Below are 21243 nucleotides of genomic sequence, written 5' to 3'. Positions count from 1 at the left end.
GGAATGCTGATTCCAGGGAATATCCCGAACATCATCTCTGCAGGAAAACTTGGTATTAACAGTAAAGAATGGGCAAGACTTGGACTGCCTCTTGGGCTTATCTCAATGGCTATCTATTTCGTAATTATTTTTGTGCTTAAGATCTAAGCTCAAAATATGCACATTCGACTGTACTAATATAGTTTCAAAATCCGGTGATAATATAAAATTGAAATCGCTGGATTTTGGAACAAATTTTGTAAATATCCTCAAAAAATGAATAATTAGCTACTAATTTCCCAGATAATCAAATCAGTATCAGGTTTTAACCCTGTTTTTCAATGTTGATTTCTTTGACTCTCATTGAATTTTTTATATTTTTTTCTGACAACACTCAGATTTTTAATGCTTTTTTTCAAAGCTGGAATCTATTCTTCTCATCTACCTTATGTCAATATTATGTTCCGGATAAAAGATTCTGAATTTGCTAAATCCGGATAAGAAGGATTTCTGTCAAAATCTGAAGATAAATCTCAATTTGCAATGTATGGCTGAATGAGATTTCAAAGGAATATTAATGATAGATTAATATATTATAGGACTATATTTAATAAAGCAGGTTTCTATAAGGCCCAACCATCCGAGAATTTCCTGCTGTTAGACAGTAAGTTACCTTCTCAGGCCCTTTATGACCTAGAGTAATAAATAATGGAGGAAAAATAATGGCTCTTGATTTAGGAGTTTTAATTGGATTTCTTGTGATATTCCTCACCGTATTGATTGGACCTTTTAAAATACACTTTATTGAAGAAAATCTGGAAATATTCCTGTTTATCTGCGGTGTAGCGGCAATGACACTTTCAGGTTTTGCTAGGATTCCAGGTGAAGAAACAGGCTGGAGCTTGGAGATTATAGAAGAAGCTATAACTGCTCCGCTGCACGTTGGAGATATATTTGGTATTCCAATAGGCATATTTCAGATAGTGCTGTTTGTCGGTTTGATTATCTATAAATGGCATTCTCCAATCCATAAAGCAATCAGAAAATTGACAGATATGCTTTCTGTAAAGGTTCTGGCTTTTCTTCTGATTGTCGTGCTTGGTCTGTCTTCCAGCGTGATGTCAGCTATACTTGCGGCAATAATTCTCGTTGAAGTGGTTAATGCAATGCCTCTCTCCCGAAAGTCAAAGATAGACCTTACAATCATTGCATGCTTTTCAATCGGGCTTGGAGCAGCGCTGACCCCTCTTGGAGAGCCGCTTTCAACAATCGCCATCTCAAAATTAGCCGGTGAACCTTACCACGCTGATTTCATGTTTTTGTTTAATATGCTTGGCAAATATATCTTCCCGGGCATCCTTGTGTTTGGTCTTCTTGGAGTATTTTTCCTTGGAAAGGCGGATCAAGAGGCTCATGAAATGGAAGCTGCAGACTATAATGAGACTGTGAAGGACGTTGTAATGAGAGCTGTCAAGGTTTATGTGTTTATTGCGGCGCTCGTACTGCTCGGCGAAGGTTTCAAGCCCATAATATTCGAGTATTTCATACAGGTGCCGTCTGTGGCGCTCTACTGGATTAATATGGTCTCTGCTGTCCTTGATAATGCTACTCTGGCAGCTGCTGAGATCGGACCTATCCTCAGTGAATTCCAGATAAAGAGCATCCTTATGGGGCTTTTGATCTCAGGTGGAATGCTGATCCCGGGAAATATTCCCAACATTATATCTGCAAGCAAACTGGGTATCACCAGTAAAGAATGGGCAAGACTCGGACTGCCTCTTGGGCTTGTCTCGATGACTATCTATTTCATCGTACTGTTTGTACTCGGAATATAAACTTTCAAAAATTTTCTTTTTTAATTTTTTCCATCCGAAGAGTCTTTTCTCGGTTTAACTTTTCTTCATTCAGTAAACAAGTTTTTATTTATGTTCAGTTACTTCCTTCAATCAGGACAATATTATCTAACGAAATATAATCTGGGAATTTAATATTCAGTCAGGAATAAGGAGAATACAAAATGCGTAGGGACTATATAGACATCGGCTACAGCCCGAAGGATACGGAGCTGGTGTGTGAATTCCACATCGAACCGACAGCAGGAGTTAATTTTGAGGAAGCTGCCACTCATATGGCAGGGGAAAGTTCCATAGATTCCTGGACTGAAATTGCCACTCTGAGTCCCGAACTTGCAGAGAAACTGAAACCCCATGTTTTTTACGCAGATGAAAAAGCACAGACTGTAAGAGTGGCTTATTCGGAAGATCTCTTTGAACTCGGCTCCGTTCCTCAGGTTCTCAGTGCTGTTGCAGGAAATATCCTGAGCATGAAAATCGTTGACAACCTGAGGCTGCAGGATATCGCTTTCCCGAAGTCAATGCTTCGCGAATTCAGGGGACCCAACTTCGGGCTTCCGGGAATAAGGAAACTTGTGGGTGTTCAGAATAGACCGTTGATAGGGACCATTGTCAAACCAAAAGTCGGTCTGAACTCAGAAAAGCATGCTGAGGTCGCGTACAATTCTTTTGCCGGGGGCTGCGATCTTGTTAAGGATGACGAAAACCTGACCGACCAGAAATTTAACAGCTTTGAAAAGAGAGCTGAACTTACCCTGAAACTGGCAGAAAAGGCAGAATCTGAGACAGGGGAAAAGAAGATGTACCTCTGCAATGTCACTGCCCCAACCTGCAAGGAAATGATCCGCCGCATGAATGTCCTTAAAGACCTTGGTGCCAGTTATGCAATGATCGATATCGTGCCTGCGGGCTGGACTGCAATTCAGACCCTGCGCGAAGAAGCTCAGGATGTCGGTCTTGCTCTTCACGCCCACCGCTGCATGCATTCTGCCTATACAAGGAACCCGCGCCATGGAATAAGCATGCTTGTTGTTGCCAAGCTCTGCAGGCTGGTAGGGCTTGACCAGCTTCACATAGGCACGGTTGTCGGAAAGATGCATGGAGAAAAGCACGAGGTCCTGAATCTCAGGGACCAGTGCGTGCTCGATAAAGTGCCTGCGGACGAAAGCCAGCATGTCCTTGCCCAGGACTGGAGGGGACTGAAACCAATGTTTCCTGTAGCATCCGGAGGGCTTGCTCCCACAATGATTCCTGACCTTTATTCCATATTCGGAAAAGATGTTATTATGCAGTTCGGCGGCGGCATTCATGCGCACCCAATGGGCACGGCAGCCGGAGCCACTGCCTGCAGGCAGGCCCTTGAAGCAAGTCTTGAAGGAATCAGCCTGCAGGATTATGCAAAGAACCACAAAGAACTTGAAGCAGCTCTCGGAAAATGGCTGAATAAATAAACTGCCGAATTAGAACAGGACTGTATAACTGGAACCAGTGCAGGCAGAATCATTACAGCTTGTAAAAGCAAAAAAATAGCAGAATAATTATCAGTAAGGAGTTCACCTCCGGTGCAGGTAGAAAACAGAAGCAAAAGAGAGACCCGAATTTTCCGGGTCTCCGAAGAGAATTTTGATACTATTCTCGATGAGGCCGCAGAGATTATCAGAAAGGGTGGGACAGTAGCCTTTCCCACGGAGACAGTTTACGGGCTTGGTGCAGACGGGCTGAATCCAGATGCCGTCCTGAAAATCTTTGAAGCAAAGGAACGCCCTCCCGGGAATCCTCTCAGCCTCCTTGTTCATTCCAGGGAAGACATCAGAAAGGTTGCAAAAAATATTCCTGAAAAAGCTGTCAGGCTTATGGATGCTTTCTGGCCCGGTCCCCTTACGATTGTGCTTGAGAAAAATGACATTGTGCCGGAAATTACTTCGGGGAACCTGCCTTCAATAGGTCTCCGCATGCCTGACCACAGGATTCCTCTGGAACTTGTAAAAAGAGCAGGAACTCCTCTGGCTGCTCCGAGTGCTAACCTTTCCGGAAAGCCCAGCCCCAGTCTGGCAATCCATGTCCTGGCTGACCTTGCGGGGAGGATTGATGCGGTTATTGATGGCGGAGGAACTGCCATAGGGCTTGAGTCAACTGTGATTGACATGACAGTCGAACCTCCTGTGGTTCTCCGGCTCGGAGCCGTGGGAATTGATGATCTTGAAAAAGTCATAGGTAAAGTCAGCAGGCCAATGGGAACTGAAACAAAGGCTGGAGAATCCTTGCCTGAAAAACAGGCAGGTCAGAAATACAGCCATTATACTCCTGATACAATGGTCGTGCTTGTCGAAGGAGAAAAAGAAGAAAAGGTTTCTGAAAAGATTGGTACCCTGTTTGAAGATTACCTGAGCAAAGGACAGAAGGTCGGGCTTTTACTCAGTGATGAGACTGCAGGTTTTTTTACTGCTGAGGGATTGAGTGCCCATAAATGCTTTTTACTGGGATCTCGTAAAGAGCCGGAAGAAGCTGCAAAGAGATTATTTGAAGGGCTCAGGGCACTGGATGCAGAAGGGCTGGACGTGATCCTGGCTGACGGCTCTTTTTCACTTTCAGGACTTGGAACTGCCCTCCTTAGCAGATTAAGAGAAGCCTCCTCAGTAAGGTATATTGTTTAAATCGGAATGCCGGTTAAATTGAAAGGGTATAAGTGACAGTTTGACAGTCAGATTTGATAGTCAAACTTAATATTCAAATTTGCTAGTTATTGGTTGTTCAGGTATTACTGGAGAGATCTTTTTGAAGGCGGAAAAAAGAGAAAGAATGGAACAAATGCGGGCTTATAAAAAAATCAGGCAGCAGAACAAAAAAACGACACTTATAAGCCTTGCGATCCTGGCTACAGGTCTGGTTTTGACAAATCTTAAAATAAGTCTTCTTGGCATTGATATCGGGTACTATTTCCTGTGGGCAGGCGTCTTTGTTTTCTTTGTGGTCTCAATGCAGGGACTCTTTGCTGCCGGATCTCTGCGCAAGCAGAGATAAACTTTTTTCTTTTCTTAAAAGGGGCTTTTCGATATGGGAGAAACTATTGCAAGTGAAGAAATGCATGAATATTTTGACGGGCTTGAGGCAAGGTTAAAAGAGGCGATTGAAATCGCAAACAGAGCACGGGCCCGCGGTGGAGATCCCAGGCCCTTTGTAGAAATTCCCCTTGCCAAAGACCTTGCAGACAGGGTCGAGAACCTTATCGGAATTCAGGGAGTTGCTGTAAAGATCCGGGAACTTGAGACCAGGATGTCTCGAGAAGAAGCTGCCCTTGAAATAGGAAAACAGGTTGCTGAAGGGAAAGTAGGAAGTTTTCCAACAAAAAAAGATGCAGTGGATGCTGCTATTCGTGTCTCTATGGCAGTTTTGACCGAAGGGGTAGTTGCAGCTCCTCTAGAAGGAATTGATAAGGTAGATCTCGGAAAAAATGACGATGGCTCTCAGTATATCCGGATTTTTTATTCCGGTCCCATACGGAGCGCGGGAGGGACTGCGCAGGCACTTTCCGTGCTTGTCGGCGATTATGTGAGGCACGGGATAGGGATTGACCGCTATAAGCCGCGGGAAGAGGAAGTGGAGAGGTATGTGGAAGAACTCCTGCTTTACAAGAGAGTTGCAGGCCTGCAGTACACACCTTCCGAAGATGAAATTCGCCTGATAGTCCGGAACTGTCCTGTCTGTATTGATGGAGACCCGACTGAAGAAGCCGAGGTTGAAGGTCACAGGGATCTCGAAAGGATAGGGACAAACCGTGTTAGGGGAGGAATGTGCCTCGTGCTTGCCGAAGGGCTTGCCCTCAAGGCTCCAAAAGTCAAAAAACACGTGAACAAATTGAAGATGGAAGGGTGGGACTGGCTGGAGATCCTTATTGGAGGAGCCAAAAGCGGGGAAAATGCTGAAGATGAGCAGAAAAACAAGATCAAGCCTAAGGATAAGTATATCCGCGACCTGATTGCCGGAAGGCCTGTATTCTCTCACCCCTCAAGACCGGGAGGTTTCAGGCTGCGGTACGGGCGGTCAAGAAATACTTCCTTTGCTTCTGCAGGGATCAATCCTGCAAGCATGGTCCTTCTTGATGATTTTATTACTAACGGAACGCAGCTCAAGGTTGAAAGACCCGGAAAAGCTGCGGCAATGTCTGCTGTGGATTCAATAGAGGGTCCTACGGTAAGGCTTTTTTCAGGAGATCTTATCCGTATAGATAATATAAAGGAGGCATACGAACTCCGTCCTCAGGTTGAAGTAATTGTTGATATCGGGGAAATTCTGATCAATTATGGGGATTTTCTGGAAAACAATCACCCTCTCATGCCTTCTCCATATGTTTTTGAGTGGTGGATTTATGATTACGAAGCAGCCTGTCCTGAAAAGATTCCAGAGGAAGAGTTGAAAAACCCGTCTGCTGTTCTTGCCCTGAGGCTTGCAAGGGAATATAATGTGCCATTGCACCCGAAATTCACATTTCTCTGGCACGATATAAACCGGAATGAGTTTGAGGCTCTCAGGAAGTTCGTTGCTGAAAAAGGGGTCTTTCTGAAAGGCGAACTGGACGGGGAAGGAATTCTCAAACTGCCTCTGGAAGCCTCTTTGAGGGGGGGCATAAAGCCTGTGCTTGAAAAGCTACTTGTACTGCACAGGGTAAAAGAAGGTGAAATCCTTATTGAAGAGGCGCTTCCTTTCATTTTATGTCTTGGGCTTGATGATTCGCTTAAAGAAAAAGCCGGCATGCCGGATACTGATAATATGGTGGAAGCTGCAGGCTTTTTGAGCGGGTTTAAGGTTTATCCCAGGGCGCCTTCAAGAATAGGGGCGAGGATGGGAAGGCCGGAAAAAGCTGACCTGCGCAAGATGTCTCCTGCGGCTCAGGTTCTTTTTCCAATAAGCAATGCCGGAGGAATGACGCGCAACCTTGTCACTGCTTCTGATTACACCTCCTGCATGAATGCGAAGATCGGAGAAATTGAAGTGGAACTGGGGAAGAGGGAATGCCCTGCCTGCGGGAAAGAGACTTATTTCTGGCGCTGCGAATGCGGGGAATTTACGGACCCCAAACTTTCCTGCCCTCGATGCAGGATAGATGTAAGAGGTACCGATACCTGCCCCAAGTGCGGGAGAAAGGCGACTTCCGTTGCAAACGTAAAACTTGATTTCCGTTCCATTTACAAACAGGCTTTTGAGAACTTAGGGGAAAGGGAAAAAGGGGATATGATAAAGGGAGTTAAACGGCTCATGAACGGGCAGATGACTCCCGAGCCTCTGGAAAAAGGAATCCTGCGCGCAAAGCATGATGTTTACATTTTTAAAGATGGGACTGTCCGTTATGATATGTCCGATATCCCCCTTACTCATATAAGGGCGGATGAACTCGGAATTACGGCAGCCAAACTTAGAGAACTCGGTTACAGGGAGGACATTTACGGAAAGCCCCTTGAGAGGGATGACCAGGTTGTCTGTTTAAAGGTTCAGGATCTTGTGATTTCTTATGACGGGGGCGATTATATGTTGCGCACGGCAAAATACGTGGATGACCTTCTTGTGAAGTACTATAAAGTTGAGCCATATTACAATGCCGAAACCATTCAGGATCTTGTGGGGACATTACTGATAGGACTTGCGCCGCATACATCTGCAGGTGTACTCGGGCGCCTGGTGGGTTTCACAAAAGCATCCGTAGGCTATGCTCACCCCTTTTTCCATGCCTCAAAAAGAAGAAATTGCGATGGGGACGAAGACTGCATAATGCTTCTTATGGACGGAATTCTCAATTTCTCAAGGTCATATCTGCCCGATAAAAGGGGAGGAAAGATGGATGCTCCTCTGGTGTTAACTACCAGAATAGATCCCAAGGAAGTTGACAAGGAAGCTCATAATATTGATGTTCCTGCGCGCTATCCTCTTGAGTTCTACAGGGCTACGCAGGAGATTAAAAATCCAACTGAAATTGAAAGCATGATGGACCTCGTCAGCAGCCGGCTCGGGACACCTGAACAGTACGAGCACTTTATGTTTACACATGATACCTCAAATATTGCTGCAGGTCCGCTTCATTCCTCATATAAGACTCTTGGAAGCATGATTGACAAGATGGAGGCTCAGCTTTCTCTGGCTAGCAGGATAAGGGCAGTAGACGCGCCGGATGTAGCCGAAAGAGTTTTAAAGTCTCATTTTCTTCCGGACCTGATAGGAAATCTTCGTTCCTTTTCCAGGCAGCGTATGCGCTGCATCAAGTGCGGAGAGAAATTCAGGCGCCCTCCACTTACGGGAGCCTGCCCCAAGTGCGGAGGCAATGTGGTGCTGACTGTGCACGAGGGGGCTGTCCGCAAATATCTTGAAATTTCAAAAGAGATCGGTGAAAGGTATGGAGTTTCCAGCTATACCAGACAGAGAATAGAACTTCTAGATTATGATATCTGCTCTTTGTTTGAAAACCATAAGGTTAAGCAGCTTGGACTTTCAGATTTTATGTCCGGGTCTGCGCGCTGAGGTAAAAAATAGAGAGTGTTTTAGAATCTGAAAATCTTCTGACTACTTTCAGGAAGAAGATAGGGCAGTCTAAAAACCGGAAAAAAATCGAAATGTTTATTAATAATGCTTTCAAACTCTCCTGCTGGATTTTTTTTCTTCCGGAAAAGAGGACTTTTCATTTTCGGACTTTTTTTACTGACAAAAGTTCTACTATCTAATTGGATGGGCTTCTATTGATTTTCTCTATATTTATATAATTTCGTATGGATTTATATAGTATCTGTTTTAATATCTAAACTCTCATCAGTATATTTTTTTTGATGACGTAGGGGTCCTCTCAAAGTTTGATTTTAATGCCTCTATTTTGAGGATATCGGGTAGATCAAAGCTTTACTCTACAGGCAATCCCAGGGAGTTTATATGGTTAATAAGCTCTGTGAAATTCTCGATTTCCAGTTCCAGAACTTCTTCTCTGGTCATGCCTATGGACATTTCCCCATCTACGGAAAGGCGTTCTGGACCTCTGCGTACAATTCTGTCTACCCCATCTCTTTTGAGAGCTTCTTTGATTTCCATATCATGAACAAAGGCTCTGCCCGGAATGAAGACAGTTTCAGCCACCTCTGAGAGGTCCAGAGTTTTGAAATCATCAATTGTGATAAGGCAGCCTATGTCTTTTTTTAGCGGAACTACGTTTACTGTTCCTCCAAGAGCTTTAAAAATTTCGGTAAGCCTGGGGGCTGCTACCTGTCCTGTGATAACGGTTGCTTTTTTGGTCACTCCGGGAAGTTTTGAAAGGGCTTCGGGAATGTTTCGGATTGCAAAAGGTGAGCCAATTAAAGGGTCTTCCAGCGGCGTTCCTGTGATCCTCATAGAAGGATGTTTTGCTGCGGAACTGCGCACAATTTCTGTAAACTCGGAAACCGTGTGCGGAGTAATTCCCGGAATGATAGGAGAATTATTGAGGATCAGGCCATTTTCCTGAAAGTTTGCAAACCTCATAAGAATGGCTCCTTTTGCCCCCATAGATTCCAGGTCACTGAGGGTTTTTTCAAGAACCTCTCCATCGTTTACTCCCGGAAGAAGGACTATTGCTCCATAAACTTCACAGTGGGAACAGAAGTCGCGAAGAACCTGAATTGATGCTTCTGGTTCAGGGTCTTTCATATATTCGGCTCTCAGGGCAGGATCTGTTGCAAAAACTGTGAAACTAACTTCAGTAACCCCGTTATTTATGTAGAAAACAGCGTCATCGGGCTTGCTGAAGCCTTTTCCACTGGTATATCCAAGGTGTATCGGGATGCTGAACTGGGACAGGAAAGCAATAAGATTCTTCAGCTCAGGATAGCAGCTTAAGTCTCCTCCTCCGCTAACTGTGAATTTTTTTACCTCTCCTGTTGTGAAACAGAGTTTATTTGCAGTTTCTTCGAGTACCATCTGGAGGGACTTGAAGCCTGAGTACGATTCTTTTACGCTGCGAGTACAGTAATCACACCCTTTTTTAAAAGGGAGGCAATACTTACAGCCAAGGGGTTGAACTTCTTTGACTTTCTTAAAATAACAGTATTTGCAAAAGCCTCGGCAGTCTACCCCGGGATTTCCTCCTACGTCGACAACTACTTCCATATCAAACTTTCGTATAATGAGGATATTACTAATTCTTTTTGGTATGATCCTTGTAACTTAAGACCTACAATCTAAAAAAAGTTGTATCATCTCAGGCGTCTCTCAGAAAAATATATAATTAAGTTTTTTGCAAAATTTTCGATAATTTTTGGTTACTCTAAAAATTCATTTTCCTATTGATGCCGATTTTTAATATATTTCTAGAATAATACAATTCACATTAATAAAACTATTTTTAAAAAAATACATGAATTCATCTAGCGGAGAACACAAAAGATTTAAGTACCTTCTAAACGAATGAGATTTGATTGGGAAAGTGGACACTTAAAAACGACGCGGTACTTGATTTATTGAGTGCACAGCACTCGAGTAGGTGACCAGTCCCAAAATGATTTTAATAAATTAAGGAGGAAATTAAAGTGTCTGACACAGTAGACATCTACGACGACAGAGGAAAACTGCTCGAGAGCAATGTCAACATAATGGACCTTGCTCCAACAAGAAACGCAGCAATTAAAAAGATTATCTTGGACACCAAGAGGTCAGTTGCAGTCTCCCTCGCAGGTATTCAGGGCGCACTTGCCAGCGGCAAGATGGGCGGCAAAGGCCGTCATATCTTAGGCCGTGGACTCAACTACGATCTCGTAGGCAATGTTGATGCACTCGCAGCAAATGTGAAGAAGCTCGTCCAGGTCGATGAAGGCGACGACACAGTTGTCAAAGTCCTTAAGGGCGGAAAGAGCCTTCTCATTCAGGCTCCCTCATCCAGAATGGCCGCTGGTGCTGACTACATGGCTGCAACAACAGTCGGCGCAGCAGCAGTTACCCAGAGCATCATTGACATGTTCAAGACCGACATGTACGATGCACCAATTGTAAAAGGTGCAGTCTGGGGAAGCTACCCGCAGACAATGGACCTCATGGGCGGACAGGTTCAGAGCATCCTGAGCATCCCCCAGAACAATGAAGGTCTTGGTTTCTCCCTCAGGAACATCATGGCAAACCACGTTGCAGCAATCACCAACCGCGGTGCAATGAACGCAGCAGCTCTCTCCTCAATATATGAACAGGCCGGTATCTTTGAAATGGGCGGCGCAGTCGGTATGTTCGAGAGGCACCAGCTCCTCGGTCTTGCCTTCCAGGGCCTCAATGCCAACAACATGGTATATGATATCGTAAAGGAAAACGGCAAGGACGGTACTATCGGAACTGTTATTGCATCCACTGTCAGCAGGGCAATTGAAGACGGTGTAATCTCCGTTGACAAGACCGCACCCTCCGGATATAAGTTCTACAAGGCAAATGACGTCCCAATGTGGAACGCCTACGCCGCAGCCGGTACACTTGCAGCCACCTTCGTGAACTGTGGTGCAGGCCGTGCAGCCCAGAACGTCTCCTCAACACTTCTGTACTTCAACGACATCCTTGAGAAGGAAACCGGTCTCCCAGGATGCGACTACGGTAAAGTACAGGGTACTGCAGTAGGATTCTCATTCTTCAGCCACTCAATCTATGGTGGCGGTGGACCTGGTGTCTTCAACGGTAACCACGTCGTTACCAGGCACTCCAGAGGTTTCGCAATTCCCTGCGTATGCGCAGCAGTAGCCCTGGATGCAGGTACCCAGATGTTCCCAATCGAAGCAACATCCGGCCTCATCGGCGACGTGTTCGGATCGATTGAGGAATTCCGCCAGCCGATTAAGGCAGTTGCAGGAGCGCTCAAATAAATTAGTTAAAAAGGTCTAAAGATGTCAGACTCTGCTTCAACTAAGGAAGATTCTATTCAAATTGAAATCTTTCCCAGCAGGATCCTGTCCCCTGAAACTGCTCAGAAACTCATCGCTGAGCTTTATCAGATTGACGGGATACTCCGTGTCATGGTCCAGGGCCCGAAACTTCCCGAAAAGGTGGGTTACGGTCCTGGTACCGGGGAAAAGGTGGAACATCCCCTAAGAAAGCCTATTCAGATCGGAGATCAGGTCATTGAACTCAAGATCAGTGTAGGCAGGATCAGGCTTGAACTCTCAAACGCCGAAGTTAAAGAAAAAGTCAGGGCAGTATGTGAAAAAGTGCTCCCGTTCTCTTTTGAATTCAGGGAAGGGCATTTCCTCAGGAGGAAGCCTACAGTTACTGACTATGCAAAACTTGGTCCTGAAGCTGACTCTCGCTTGCTTGGTATGGTAGATCCCAAAGCCAAGATAAACCAGCTCGTCTTCATCGAGAAACAAGAGAACGAAAATAAAAAAGATAAAGATGAGTGAAAGGTATGATGATCGATCGGGAAACGCAGGTAGTTGACTGCCGATGCGGCGGAGGCCTGGGCAAAGGAGGAGGGCTTGCTCAAAGGGGCACTCTTTCGGAAGCTGGCCGTGCCGATGTGGTAGCTATTGCCATGAGTCCCGGACAGAGACATATCACAAAGCCGGTATGCGAGATTACATACGGCATGAGGAAAGAGAACATTCAGGTGAGTGTGCTGGTACTTTATTCCGGTTCGGGAATTCCTGAATCAGGCATGAGGACAGGATCATTTGTACTGAGTCCTGTAGAAGTCGCACAGATCGAAATGCATAAACTGGCTGTTATTCACCTCGGAAATATCAAGGATCACGTAATCAGAAAAGCCAGGGAGATCCTGAGCCAGGCTGATATACCGGCAATTATTGTCAGCCAGATCCCGGTGGATTTTGAAGATTTTGCAGAAGCAGGGATAAAGACGAGATTAGTGATGCCAAGGGATGAAAATATTCGTACAAAGGGAATTATAATGGATATGGTTAGTGGAGTTACACGTGGTGACTTCTGTCCCAGGGATAAGCTAAATTTAATCGTAAAATACGTCAAGACGACATTAGACCAGTTAGAAGATCATAAAGGAGTTGCATGAGATGGCATACAATCCACAGTTTTATCCAGGCGCGACATCAGTCGGCGCTAACAGAAGAAAGCACATGTCTGGAAAACTTGAGAAACTCAGGGAAATTTCCGACGAAGACTTAACTGCAGTCCTCGGACACCGTGCCCCAGGGAGCGACTACCCGAGCACCCACCCACCACTTGCTGAGATGGGAGAGCCCGCATGCTCTATCCGCGAAGCCGTAGCACCAACACCCGGTGCAGCAGCAGGAGACAGAGTCAGGTACGTCCAGTTCGCAGACTCCATGTACAACGCTCCGGCTACCCCGTACTTCAGATCATACTTCGCAGCAATCAACTTCAGAGGTGTAGACCCAGGTACCCTTTCCGGTCGTCAGATCGTTGAAGCCCGTGAAAGAGACATGGAAAAGTGTGCAAAGGTTCAGATGGAAACCGAAATGAGCTGCCCGGCACTCTCCGGTATGCGCGGTTCAACTGTGCACGGTCACTCTGTCCGTCTCCAGGAAGATGGCGTAATGTTCGACATGGTCGACAGGAGAAGACTCGAGAACGGCACCATCATCATGGACAAGGACCAGGTCGCAATTCCACTCGACAGGAAAGTAGACCTCGGCAAGCCAATGTCCAGTGCAGAGGCCGCAAAGAGGACCACCATCTACCGTGTGGACAATGTAGCCTTCAGGGACGATGCAGAAGTCGTTGAATGGGTACACAGAGTATTCGACAAGAGAACGACATACGGATTCCAGCCAAAATGAGGTGACCATAATGGCAGCAGATATTTTCTCTAAATTCAAAAAATCAATGGAAGTCAAGTTCACACAGGAATTTGGTTCGAACAAGCAGACTGGTGGCGACATCACCGGCAAGACCGAAAAGTTCCTGAGACTCGGCCCTGAGCAGGACCCGAGAAAAGTTGAAATGATTAAGGCCGGAAAGGAAATCGCAGAGAAGAGAGGTATTGCATTCTACAACCCAATGATGCACTCTGGTGCACCACTCGGTCAGCGTGCAATCACCCCTTACGTCATTTCCGGAACTGATATCGTTGCAGAACCTGACGACCTCCACTACGTCAACAACGCTGCAATGCAGCAGATGTGGGACGACATCAGGAGAACCTGTATTGTCGGTCTTGACATGGCTCACGAGACCCTCGAGAAGAGGCTGGGTAAGGAAGTTACCCCTGAAACCATCAACCACTACCTTGAAGTCCTTAACCACGCCATGCCCGGTGCAGCAGTGGTTCAGGAAATGATGGTCGAAACCCACCCCGCTCTCGTCGACGACTGTTACGTCAAGGTCTTCACCGGTGACGATGAACTCGCAGACGAAATCGACAAGCAGTTCTTAATCAACATCAACAAGATGTTCCCTGCAGAGCAGGCAGCCCAGATTAAGGCCTCCATCGGCAAGACATCCTGGCAGGCAATCCACATCCCAACAATTGTCTCCAGAACAACTGACGGTGCTCAGACCTCCAGGTGGGCAGCCATGCAGATCGGTATGTCCTTCATCTCCGCATACGCAATGTGCGCTGGTGAAGCAGCAGTCGCTGACCTGTCTTTCGCTGCAAAGCACGCAGCCCTTGTCTCCATGGGTGAAATGCTCCCAGCAAGGCGTGCACGCGGACCAAACGAGCCCGGTGGACTGTCCTTCGGTCACCTCTCAGACATCATCCAGACAAGCCGCACATCCCAGGACCCGGCAAAGATTGCCCTTGAAGTCGTCGGTGCAGGATGCATGCTCTACGACCAGATCTGGCTCGGATCCTACATGTCCGGTGGTGTCGGATTCACACAGTATGCAACCGCTGCATACACTGATGACATCCTCGACAACAACGTGTACTACGACGTTGACTACATCAACGACAAGTACAACGGTGCTGCAGAAGTAGGCAAGGACAACAAGGTAAAGGCAACCCTCGACGTCGTAAAGGACATCGCAACCGAGTCCACACTCTACGGTATCGAGACCTACGAGAAGTTCCCGACTGCCCTTGAAGACCACTTCGGTGGATCCCAGAGAGCAACCGTGCTCGCAGCTGCAGCCGGTGTCGCAACTGCACTCGCAACCGCAAACGCCAACGCTGGTCTCTCCGGCTGGTACCTCTCCATGTACCTCCACAAGGAAGCATGGGGCAGACTCGGATTCTTCGGATACGACCTGCAGGACCAGTGCGGTGCCACAAACGTTCTGTCCTACCAGGGCGACGAAGGTCTCCCAGACGAACTCCGTGGTCCAAACTACCCCAACTACGCAATGAACGTCGGTCACCAGGGTGGATACGCAGGTATCGCTCAGGCAGCCCACGCAGGCCGCGGCGACGCATTCACCGTCAACCCACTCATCAAGGTCTGCTTCGCTGACGACCTCCTGCCCTTCAACTTCGCTGAGCCCAGGAGAGAGTTCGGCCGCGGTGCCATCAGAGAGTTCGTGCCTGCTGGTGAGAGATCCCTCATCATCCCGGCAAAATAAACTCAATAAATTAAACACTTTAAAACAGAGCAGGCCTTCGGGCCTGCTTCTTTTCTCTTTTTCCCACCCGAATTGCGCCTCGCCCGAATTGCGCCTCGGGAGTACGCTGTCCTTTTCGCTTCGCTCAAGAGGACTAATTTTACGGGAAGCTTCTTCTTTTCGCTCATTCAAAAAATGTAGACGTGTTTCTATTTTCCTTTACACTTGATATCGTGAGTCTCTTCAAACAGTGTTCCTTCCATTCCAGGCTCATATATTTCTATTTCAAATCACAACAATCTTTTTGCCTAATTTTCCTGCAGCTTCCACAAATTCTGCTGTATCCACACCCGGAAATGCATCTATAATACAAATATCAAATTTTTCCTCTAAACAATTCGCTAATTCTCTTATATCCATACTGTAAACTTCAAATCTGTCTCCGGATGCTATTAATTTTTTTTCACCGCTGGAAAGTTTGACTGGAAATCCGTTAGCTTCCAGATTAATCAAAGTAGTTTCTATTGCAGGACGCCATATATCATTAAAAACAACTTTTGGTGAGCCGGCTTTAAGGCATGTGATTCCTAACGTTCCGGGACCACACGTACAATCAAGAACAGAAGGCTTATCATAATCTTTCAGGGCTTTTTCAAGTATTCCTATTTTCGGCGATTCTAACGTTGGAAACTCTATATGAATTTCATGCTGGTACTTGTATATTCCCAGAGCTCCGTAAGGAGTCTGTATAATGTCACATCTCAAATCGCATCCGGCAAGAAGTTCATATACATGAGGATTTGAATCAGAATCTTTTATACCCACAGTTTTTCTTGCGTCTCCTTTTAAAACTCCTTTAACTTCTCTAACTTCTTTTACAATTTTTTCAGCACATCTTTTGTCCACTTCATTAGACAATATTACTAAAGAATCCGTGGGCAAATAGGGAATAGAATTAGCTGGATAGCCAGGAGTCACAAGAGGAACGCATGCATTCCTCAAATTAGCTTTTTTATCTTTTATTCCTTCATCAATCATTACTTTCAGCACGTGAGCCATTACAATATCAAGGTGCCTCTTACCGCATTTACAACTTCCAAAATGGTTATCTATCTCATCAAGGCTAATCTGTTCTGCCAGAGGAGAGAATTTCTTTATTTTTTCTGTTTTGCAATCATTACACGGTTTGTAGAATAATTCTATATCTTCTAACGCTTCCGAAATAGGCCCTATACATGTATCTCCGCACCTGCACTTTGCTCCCATATATTTAAAAATGTATATTTTTGTATAAGTACTATGTCATTTATTATCATTCCGGAATTCTGGTTCAGATTCATTTAGAGAACATCTGCATTTCGAAATCCGGATTGAATTTTCAACTTATTCTTCTGAGATTTCCTCTATTTTTGCCCCAAGGCTGCGCATATCTTTGAAGAAATCAGGATAAGAAATAGAAACCGACTCGGTTGTGTCAATTGTCGTGTTTCCTGCTACCATCCCTGCAAGTGCAAGAGACATAACAATCCTGTGGTCATCCCAGCCGTGGACTGCTGCTCCTTTAAGTTCACCTCCGGTGATGGTCAGGCTGTCTTTCTCTTCTTTTAGCTTAACTCCAAGTTTCGGAAGTTCAGTTGCAAGGGCGCGAAGGCGGTCAGTCTCCTTATACCTTACATGTTCGGCGTTTTCGATCCTGCTTGTCCCTTCGGCTACTGCTGCCAGAACAGCAATTGTAGGGACAAGGTCAGGAGTTGCTCCGGCATCAAAGGTAATGGCTTTTAACTTTCTTCCTCCTCTGACGGTTACAATACCGGCTTCTCTGTTCCATGTAATGTCTGCTCCCATCTGTTTGAGAGTATCAATAATTACTCTGTCTCCCTGTTTTGAGGGAAATAGGTTTTTGACCGTAACTTCGGATCCTTCGAGCATAGCTGCGGCTGCGAGCAGGTAAGATGCAGAGGAAAAGTCTCCGGGAATCGTGTATTCTTTGAGGTCGTATTTCTGTTTTCCAGGAATAATGAATCTGGTACCGTTGTTATCCTCTGTACGAATTTTGACCCCCGCCAGTTCAAGCATCTCAATGGTCACGTCCACATAGGGTCTTGACTTGAGTTTTCCTATGATGGAAAGCGTGGTGGTTTTTTCTGCAAGAGGACAGGCTATAAGAAGAGCAGAAATGAACTGTGAACTGATAGAACCATCAATACTCACTTCATTTCCCTCAAGCCCACCTTTTACTACAATTGGAGCCCTCTCGTTTCCCCGGGTAGAACAGGCACTTGCTCCCAGCTGGTTGAGGACTTTGAGAAGAGGTCCATTTGGCCGGGTGCGGAGGGAAGAGTCTCCGGTAAGTACTGTGATCCCATCCGTGAGACCTGCTATTGCAGTCATGATGCGCAGGGTGGTCCCTGAGTTTGCAGCATCAATTACATCATCAGGAACTTTTGGCTTTCCATTAAACCCCTGAACGATGAGATTTTCTCCCTCGTGTTTAACTGAAGCTCCGAACATTTCCGAAGCTCTGATTGTAGCAAGAGTATCGGCGGAGAGCAGGGGGCGGTGCACGACTGTTTTTTTAGATAGGGCTGCCAGGGTTATGGCTCTGTGGGTGTAACTTTTTGAAGGAGGGGCAAAGACCTCTCCCTTTACCGATGATTTACTGATTGAGACACGCATTTATGACAGGACTCCGGTTTTTTATTGTTTATTCTAATTGATCTGTATTGCATGTGATATTTGTGGAATACTTACTCTGATTTTGATTTGATCAGGTTCTTGTCTTTGTCGTATAATGTGAGTTCAATGGATGCCTTTTACGATATTTTCCACCATATCCCAGTCATGGTCGTAAACGTGGGCTGAAATGCTGACTGTGGTGATAACTCCTGGTTCAACTCCTGCCCTTTCGGCAACGTATTCAAGGAGCCTGGAAAGCCCGTAAAGGTTTGCAGGGTAGGCTCCCCCGAAATCATGGCTCCTGAAGAGTGTAGTAAGGTGAACTTTCTCGTTCCTTATTTTAAAGTCATCAAGTATCATGCAGGGAACTTCGTCGACTTTAGTGTCCACAGGCGGTATCCAGGTAACGGCTGTAGCCCTTCTGGAAGTGGGGCTTTCCTGAAGTTTTTCGATTACATATTCTATCTGGTCCACTTCCCCATTCCAGTTCCTGAGCCGCTGCCCATAAGTATATTCAAAATCCTGCACATTTTCGCCCGAGATCAGCTGTTTTGCATATTCCTCAAGCCTTTCTTCATTCCAGGCGGTATCTTCAGGAATCCTGTCCGTATAGGGATCTTTGATTACAACCATCAGGTCCATAAATTCCTTTATCTGGCTTCCCCTTTCATCGGTGATAACCTTCCCGTGGTTCCAGATGATATTAAGCCCTCGGTACCATGCATCAGAGATGTTCTTTGCTCTGATAATCCTGCCAATCTCAAACTTGTTTTCCATAAAAAGTTCCCCAAACAGATAAGGATAAGGTGTGGATAGCCAGTAAATTATTTGTTATTCCAAAAATATTTTTCAGCCCTATTCTGCTGCTGTTTTTACCTGTCAGTCCTTTTCATTTATCTATCACTTTCTTTTATATGTGCTTTTTCTCTATGAAACCTGATAATCACCATGCAACTTGATAGCATATAGCACGCTAAATTTAAAAAAATAACGGATAAGCTTTCAAAAAGAGAATGAGGCAGAAAAACAAAATTAAAAAATGTAAGGGGATGAAAAACGAAATGAAAAGAGAAAAACGAAAGAAGGGAAAACAAAAAATAAGGGTAAAAATTAAAGATAGAGGGAGAAACAAAAGCAAAAAAGGTTTTAGAGGGCTTTATAATCTCATTGCCCTCAGGCGCTTTACACGTTCATCGGTTACCGGGTGGGTCATAAAGAGGGACTGGATAGTTCCACCTTTAAGGGGGTTGACGATAAACATGTGAGCACTGCTTTCTTTTGCCTGTACATCTGAGACTCTTGGCCTGTAGTGAGAGTTCCCATATTCGAGTTTTTCAAGAGCATCGGCAAGAGCCCAGGGTTTTCTGGAAATTCTGGCTCCTTCTTCATCGGCTGCAAATTCCCTTGACCTTGAGATTGCAAGCTGGATCAGGGTTGCAGCAATTGGTGCCACAATGGCCATTGCGATAAGGCCCACGATTCCACCGTTGTCGTCATCTCTGCCTCCAAAGCCGCCGAATATTGCAGCCCACTGTGCCCAGTTGGCAATCATTGTGACAACACCTGCAAGGGTTGCAGCGATGGCGCTTATCAGGGTATCCCTGTTCTTTACGTGTGCCAGCTCGTGTGCCAGTACACCTTCCATTTCTTCATAAGATAGCAGTTCAAGAATTCCGGTTGTAGCAGCCACAGCTGCATGCTTCGGATCTCTGCCTGTTGCAAAAGCATTGGGCATCGCAGTTTGTACGATATACACTTTGGGTTTTGGTATTCCTGCCTTCATCACGAGTCCATCGACGATTCTGTGCAGGTTAGGGGCTTCCGCAGGGGAAACTTCTTTTGCCCTGTACATCTTGAGGACTATCTTGTCGCTGTACCAGTAACTCCCGAAGTTGAGAATTACTGCAAACAGGAATGCAATGATCATTCCGCCTGTCCCGCCAAAGTAGTCACCTATAAGTACAAGGAGACCTGTAAGGGCGGCAAGCAAAACTGTAGTTTTAAGCATGTTCTTCATGACTTCTCACGCGACATCCTCCCAGGCTAATGTCTGGGTTTTCAGTCTTTGATTCATATATCTGGACTTATTTTTATAAATTAGACCGATTAGAATCAACTGTATATATCCTGAATACAGATATATAATTTTTCTCCCGCATAATGCAGGTTGGTACAATTGTATTATTTTGATTTCTAAATCTGCTGAAATCGACTTAAAATCCTGCCAAAACGGAAATTTTGTCCTCAAACGGAGAGTTTCATTCAGATAGTTTTCTTTCCTTTTGAACTTCTCCATTCAGGCTTATGTAAATAACTAATATTTCTGTTTTGGTATATTTACATTTGTACATTTTGAGTGCTGATTTAGTTCGAAATCAAACTATTATTGTAACTTCAAGTATATGTATTTATTGAAAGACTTCTCTCGTCGATATGGCTAATTCAGTAAACGAAGACAGACTGTTAAGAACATGGGTTATATTGCTTCATCTTCAAAATAATCAGTATCCATTTTCTTAACTTCGTATCTCTCTCACTTGATATTCCATTTTGACCAGCCCGTTCTCATACTTTTCAACCTTTCCGGTCCCTAGTGTTTCGATTCCAAAATTGATTCCTTATTTCTCGGAAAAATCCGTGATCTTCGGGTCAATTCAAAATTCAAGTTTTATGAACATATTTCGGAATCGTAGTACTAGATTGATCTGTTTTCCAATCCGGTCAAAAAGTGGAATTCCACTCCCAAGAATGATTGGAACAATAAAAACAATCATATCCTCAACCAGGGCTTCTTCAAGAAAAACCTTGATTAGCTGTGAGCCGCCCACAAGCCAGATATCCTCATCAGTATTTTCTTTCAGCAGGCGCACAAACTCTCCGATGTCCCTGGAAACGAATTCTACATTTTTCTCCCGGCGCAGGGGCTCTTTTTGTCTTGTAAAAACACAGGTTTTTTTCTCCGCATAAGGCCAGTCTCCAAAGCCCAAAACCTGCTCGTAAGTTTTTCTGCCCATAAGGACCGTGCCAATTGATGCGTAAAATTCTGAATAGCCGTAATCGGTTTCAGAGTTATTTTCGTATTCTGTTAACCAGTCTATGCTTCCTTTTTCTCGGGCTATGTAACCATCGAGGCAAGGAGGATTTGATAAAAGGAGGATTTGATAAAAGGCTTTTTCTCGGGCTATGTAACCATCGAGGCTGCAGGCGATGTAGAGTTTGATTCTGAGCGTATTCTCTCCCCCCTGAAATGAATTCATAGCTCAATAGTCTGGTATGGAATTTC

The 21243-nt window shown here is 45.2% G+C and carries 17 protein-coding genes; 11 read left to right on the top strand and 6 right to left on the bottom strand.

Annotated features, from left to right (window positions below; genetic code table 11):
* From PLL47_RS05155 to PLL47_RS05130, 6 genes are all read left to right on the top strand, one after another.
* A partial coding sequence (locus PLL47_RS05155) for a DUF1646 family protein (protein ID WP_324445135.1) occupies positions 1-147 on the top strand: 147 nt, incomplete at its 5' end.
* A 554-nt stretch (positions 148-701) separates the two neighbouring features.
* Positions 702-1814 (top strand): DUF1646 family protein, encoded by a 1113-nt coding sequence (locus tag PLL47_RS05150; protein ID WP_324445133.1) that lies wholly within the window; start codon positions 702-704, stop codon positions 1812-1814.
* Positions 1815-1996: 182 nt separating this feature from the next.
* Positions 1997-3283 (top strand): type III ribulose-bisphosphate carboxylase, encoded by a 1287-nt coding sequence (gene rbcL, locus PLL47_RS05145; protein WP_324445132.1) that lies wholly within the window; start codon positions 1997-1999, stop codon positions 3281-3283.
* A 111-nt stretch (positions 3284-3394) separates the two neighbouring features.
* Positions 3395-4486: an L-threonylcarbamoyladenylate synthase gene (locus tag PLL47_RS05140; protein WP_324445131.1), complete on the top strand. Its 1092-nt coding sequence runs from the start codon at positions 3395-3397 to the stop codon at positions 4484-4486.
* Between the two features lie 121 nt (positions 4487-4607).
* Positions 4608-4853, top strand: a complete 246-nt coding sequence (locus tag PLL47_RS05135; RefSeq protein ID WP_324445130.1) for a hypothetical protein — start codon at positions 4608-4610, stop codon at positions 4851-4853.
* A 33-nt stretch (positions 4854-4886) separates the two neighbouring features.
* Positions 4887-8339: a DNA polymerase II large subunit gene (locus PLL47_RS05130; protein ID WP_324445129.1), complete on the top strand. Its 3453-nt coding sequence runs from the start codon at positions 4887-4889 to the stop codon at positions 8337-8339.
* A gap of 372 nt (positions 8340-8711) precedes the next feature.
* On the opposite strand, the gene mmp10 is transcribed toward PLL47_RS05130, so the two are convergent.
* Complete coding sequence (gene mmp10 / locus PLL47_RS05125) at positions 8712-9947, bottom strand: methyl coenzyme M reductase-arginine methyltransferase Mmp10 (protein ID WP_324445128.1); 1236 nt, start codon at positions 9945-9947, stop codon at positions 8712-8714.
* A 419-nt stretch (positions 9948-10366) separates the two neighbouring features.
* Here mmp10 and mcrB point away from each other — a divergent pair, with 419 nt between their 5' ends.
* From mcrB to mcrA, 5 genes are read left to right on the top strand one after another with little or no spacing between them, the layout of a single operon-like run.
* Positions 10367-11674 (top strand): coenzyme-B sulfoethylthiotransferase subunit beta, encoded by a 1308-nt coding sequence (gene mcrB / locus PLL47_RS05120; protein ID WP_324445127.1) that lies wholly within the window; start codon positions 10367-10369, stop codon positions 11672-11674.
* Positions 11675-11695: 21 nt separating this feature from the next.
* A complete protein-coding gene (mcrD, locus tag PLL47_RS05115; RefSeq protein ID WP_324445126.1) occupies positions 11696-12208 on the top strand; it encodes a methyl-coenzyme M reductase operon protein D in 513 nt (170 codons plus the stop codon).
* Between the two features lie 5 nt (positions 12209-12213).
* Entirely contained in the window at positions 12214-12834 is a 621-nt protein-coding gene (mcrC, locus tag PLL47_RS05110) for a methyl-coenzyme M reductase I operon protein C (protein WP_324445125.1), read from the top strand.
* 1 nt (position 12835) lies between these two features.
* The gene (mcrG, locus tag PLL47_RS05105; protein WP_324445124.1) at positions 12836-13582 is read left to right on the top strand and encodes a coenzyme-B sulfoethylthiotransferase subunit gamma; all 747 of its coding nucleotides are present in this window, start codon (positions 12836-12838) and stop codon (positions 13580-13582) included.
* A gap of 10 nt (positions 13583-13592) precedes the next feature.
* On the top strand, positions 13593-15305 hold the full coding sequence (gene mcrA / locus PLL47_RS05100; protein WP_324445123.1) for a coenzyme-B sulfoethylthiotransferase subunit alpha: 1713 nt from the start codon (positions 13593-13595) through the stop codon (positions 15303-15305).
* Between the two features lie 264 nt (positions 15306-15569).
* Here the strand turns inward: mcrA and PLL47_RS05095 are convergent, their stop codons facing one another.
* The 5 genes from PLL47_RS05095 to PLL47_RS05075 form a co-directional block, all read right to left on the bottom strand.
* Positions 15570-16550 (bottom strand): 16S rRNA (guanine(1207)-N(2))-methyltransferase RsmC, encoded by a 981-nt coding sequence (locus tag PLL47_RS05095; RefSeq protein WP_324445122.1) that lies wholly within the window; start codon positions 16548-16550, stop codon positions 15570-15572.
* Positions 16551-16667: 117 nt separating this feature from the next.
* Positions 16668-17960, bottom strand: coding sequence for a 3-phosphoshikimate 1-carboxyvinyltransferase (gene aroA, locus PLL47_RS05090; protein ID WP_324445121.1), 1293 nt, complete (start codon positions 17958-17960; stop codon positions 16668-16670).
* 123 nt (positions 17961-18083) lie between these two features.
* Positions 18084-18737, bottom strand: coding sequence for a thymidylate synthase (locus tag PLL47_RS05085; protein WP_324445120.1), 654 nt, complete (start codon positions 18735-18737; stop codon positions 18084-18086).
* Between the two features lie 379 nt (positions 18738-19116).
* On the bottom strand, positions 19117-19977 hold the full coding sequence (gene htpX, locus PLL47_RS05080; RefSeq protein WP_324445119.1) for a zinc metalloprotease HtpX: 861 nt from the start codon (positions 19975-19977) through the stop codon (positions 19117-19119).
* A 637-nt stretch (positions 19978-20614) separates the two neighbouring features.
* Positions 20615-21217 (bottom strand): dihydrofolate reductase family protein, encoded by a 603-nt coding sequence (locus tag PLL47_RS05075; RefSeq protein ID WP_324445118.1) that lies wholly within the window; start codon positions 21215-21217, stop codon positions 20615-20617.
* Between the last annotated feature and the right edge of the window lie 26 nt (positions 21218-21243).

Origin of the sequence: Methanosarcina sp. (genome assembly GCF_035390745.1) — an archaeon.
GTDB lineage: Archaea > Halobacteriota > Methanosarcinia > Methanosarcinales > Methanosarcinaceae > Methanosarcina.
Note: the sequence above shows the minus strand (reverse complement) of the source record. Positions and strands in the feature narration are given on the sequence as shown.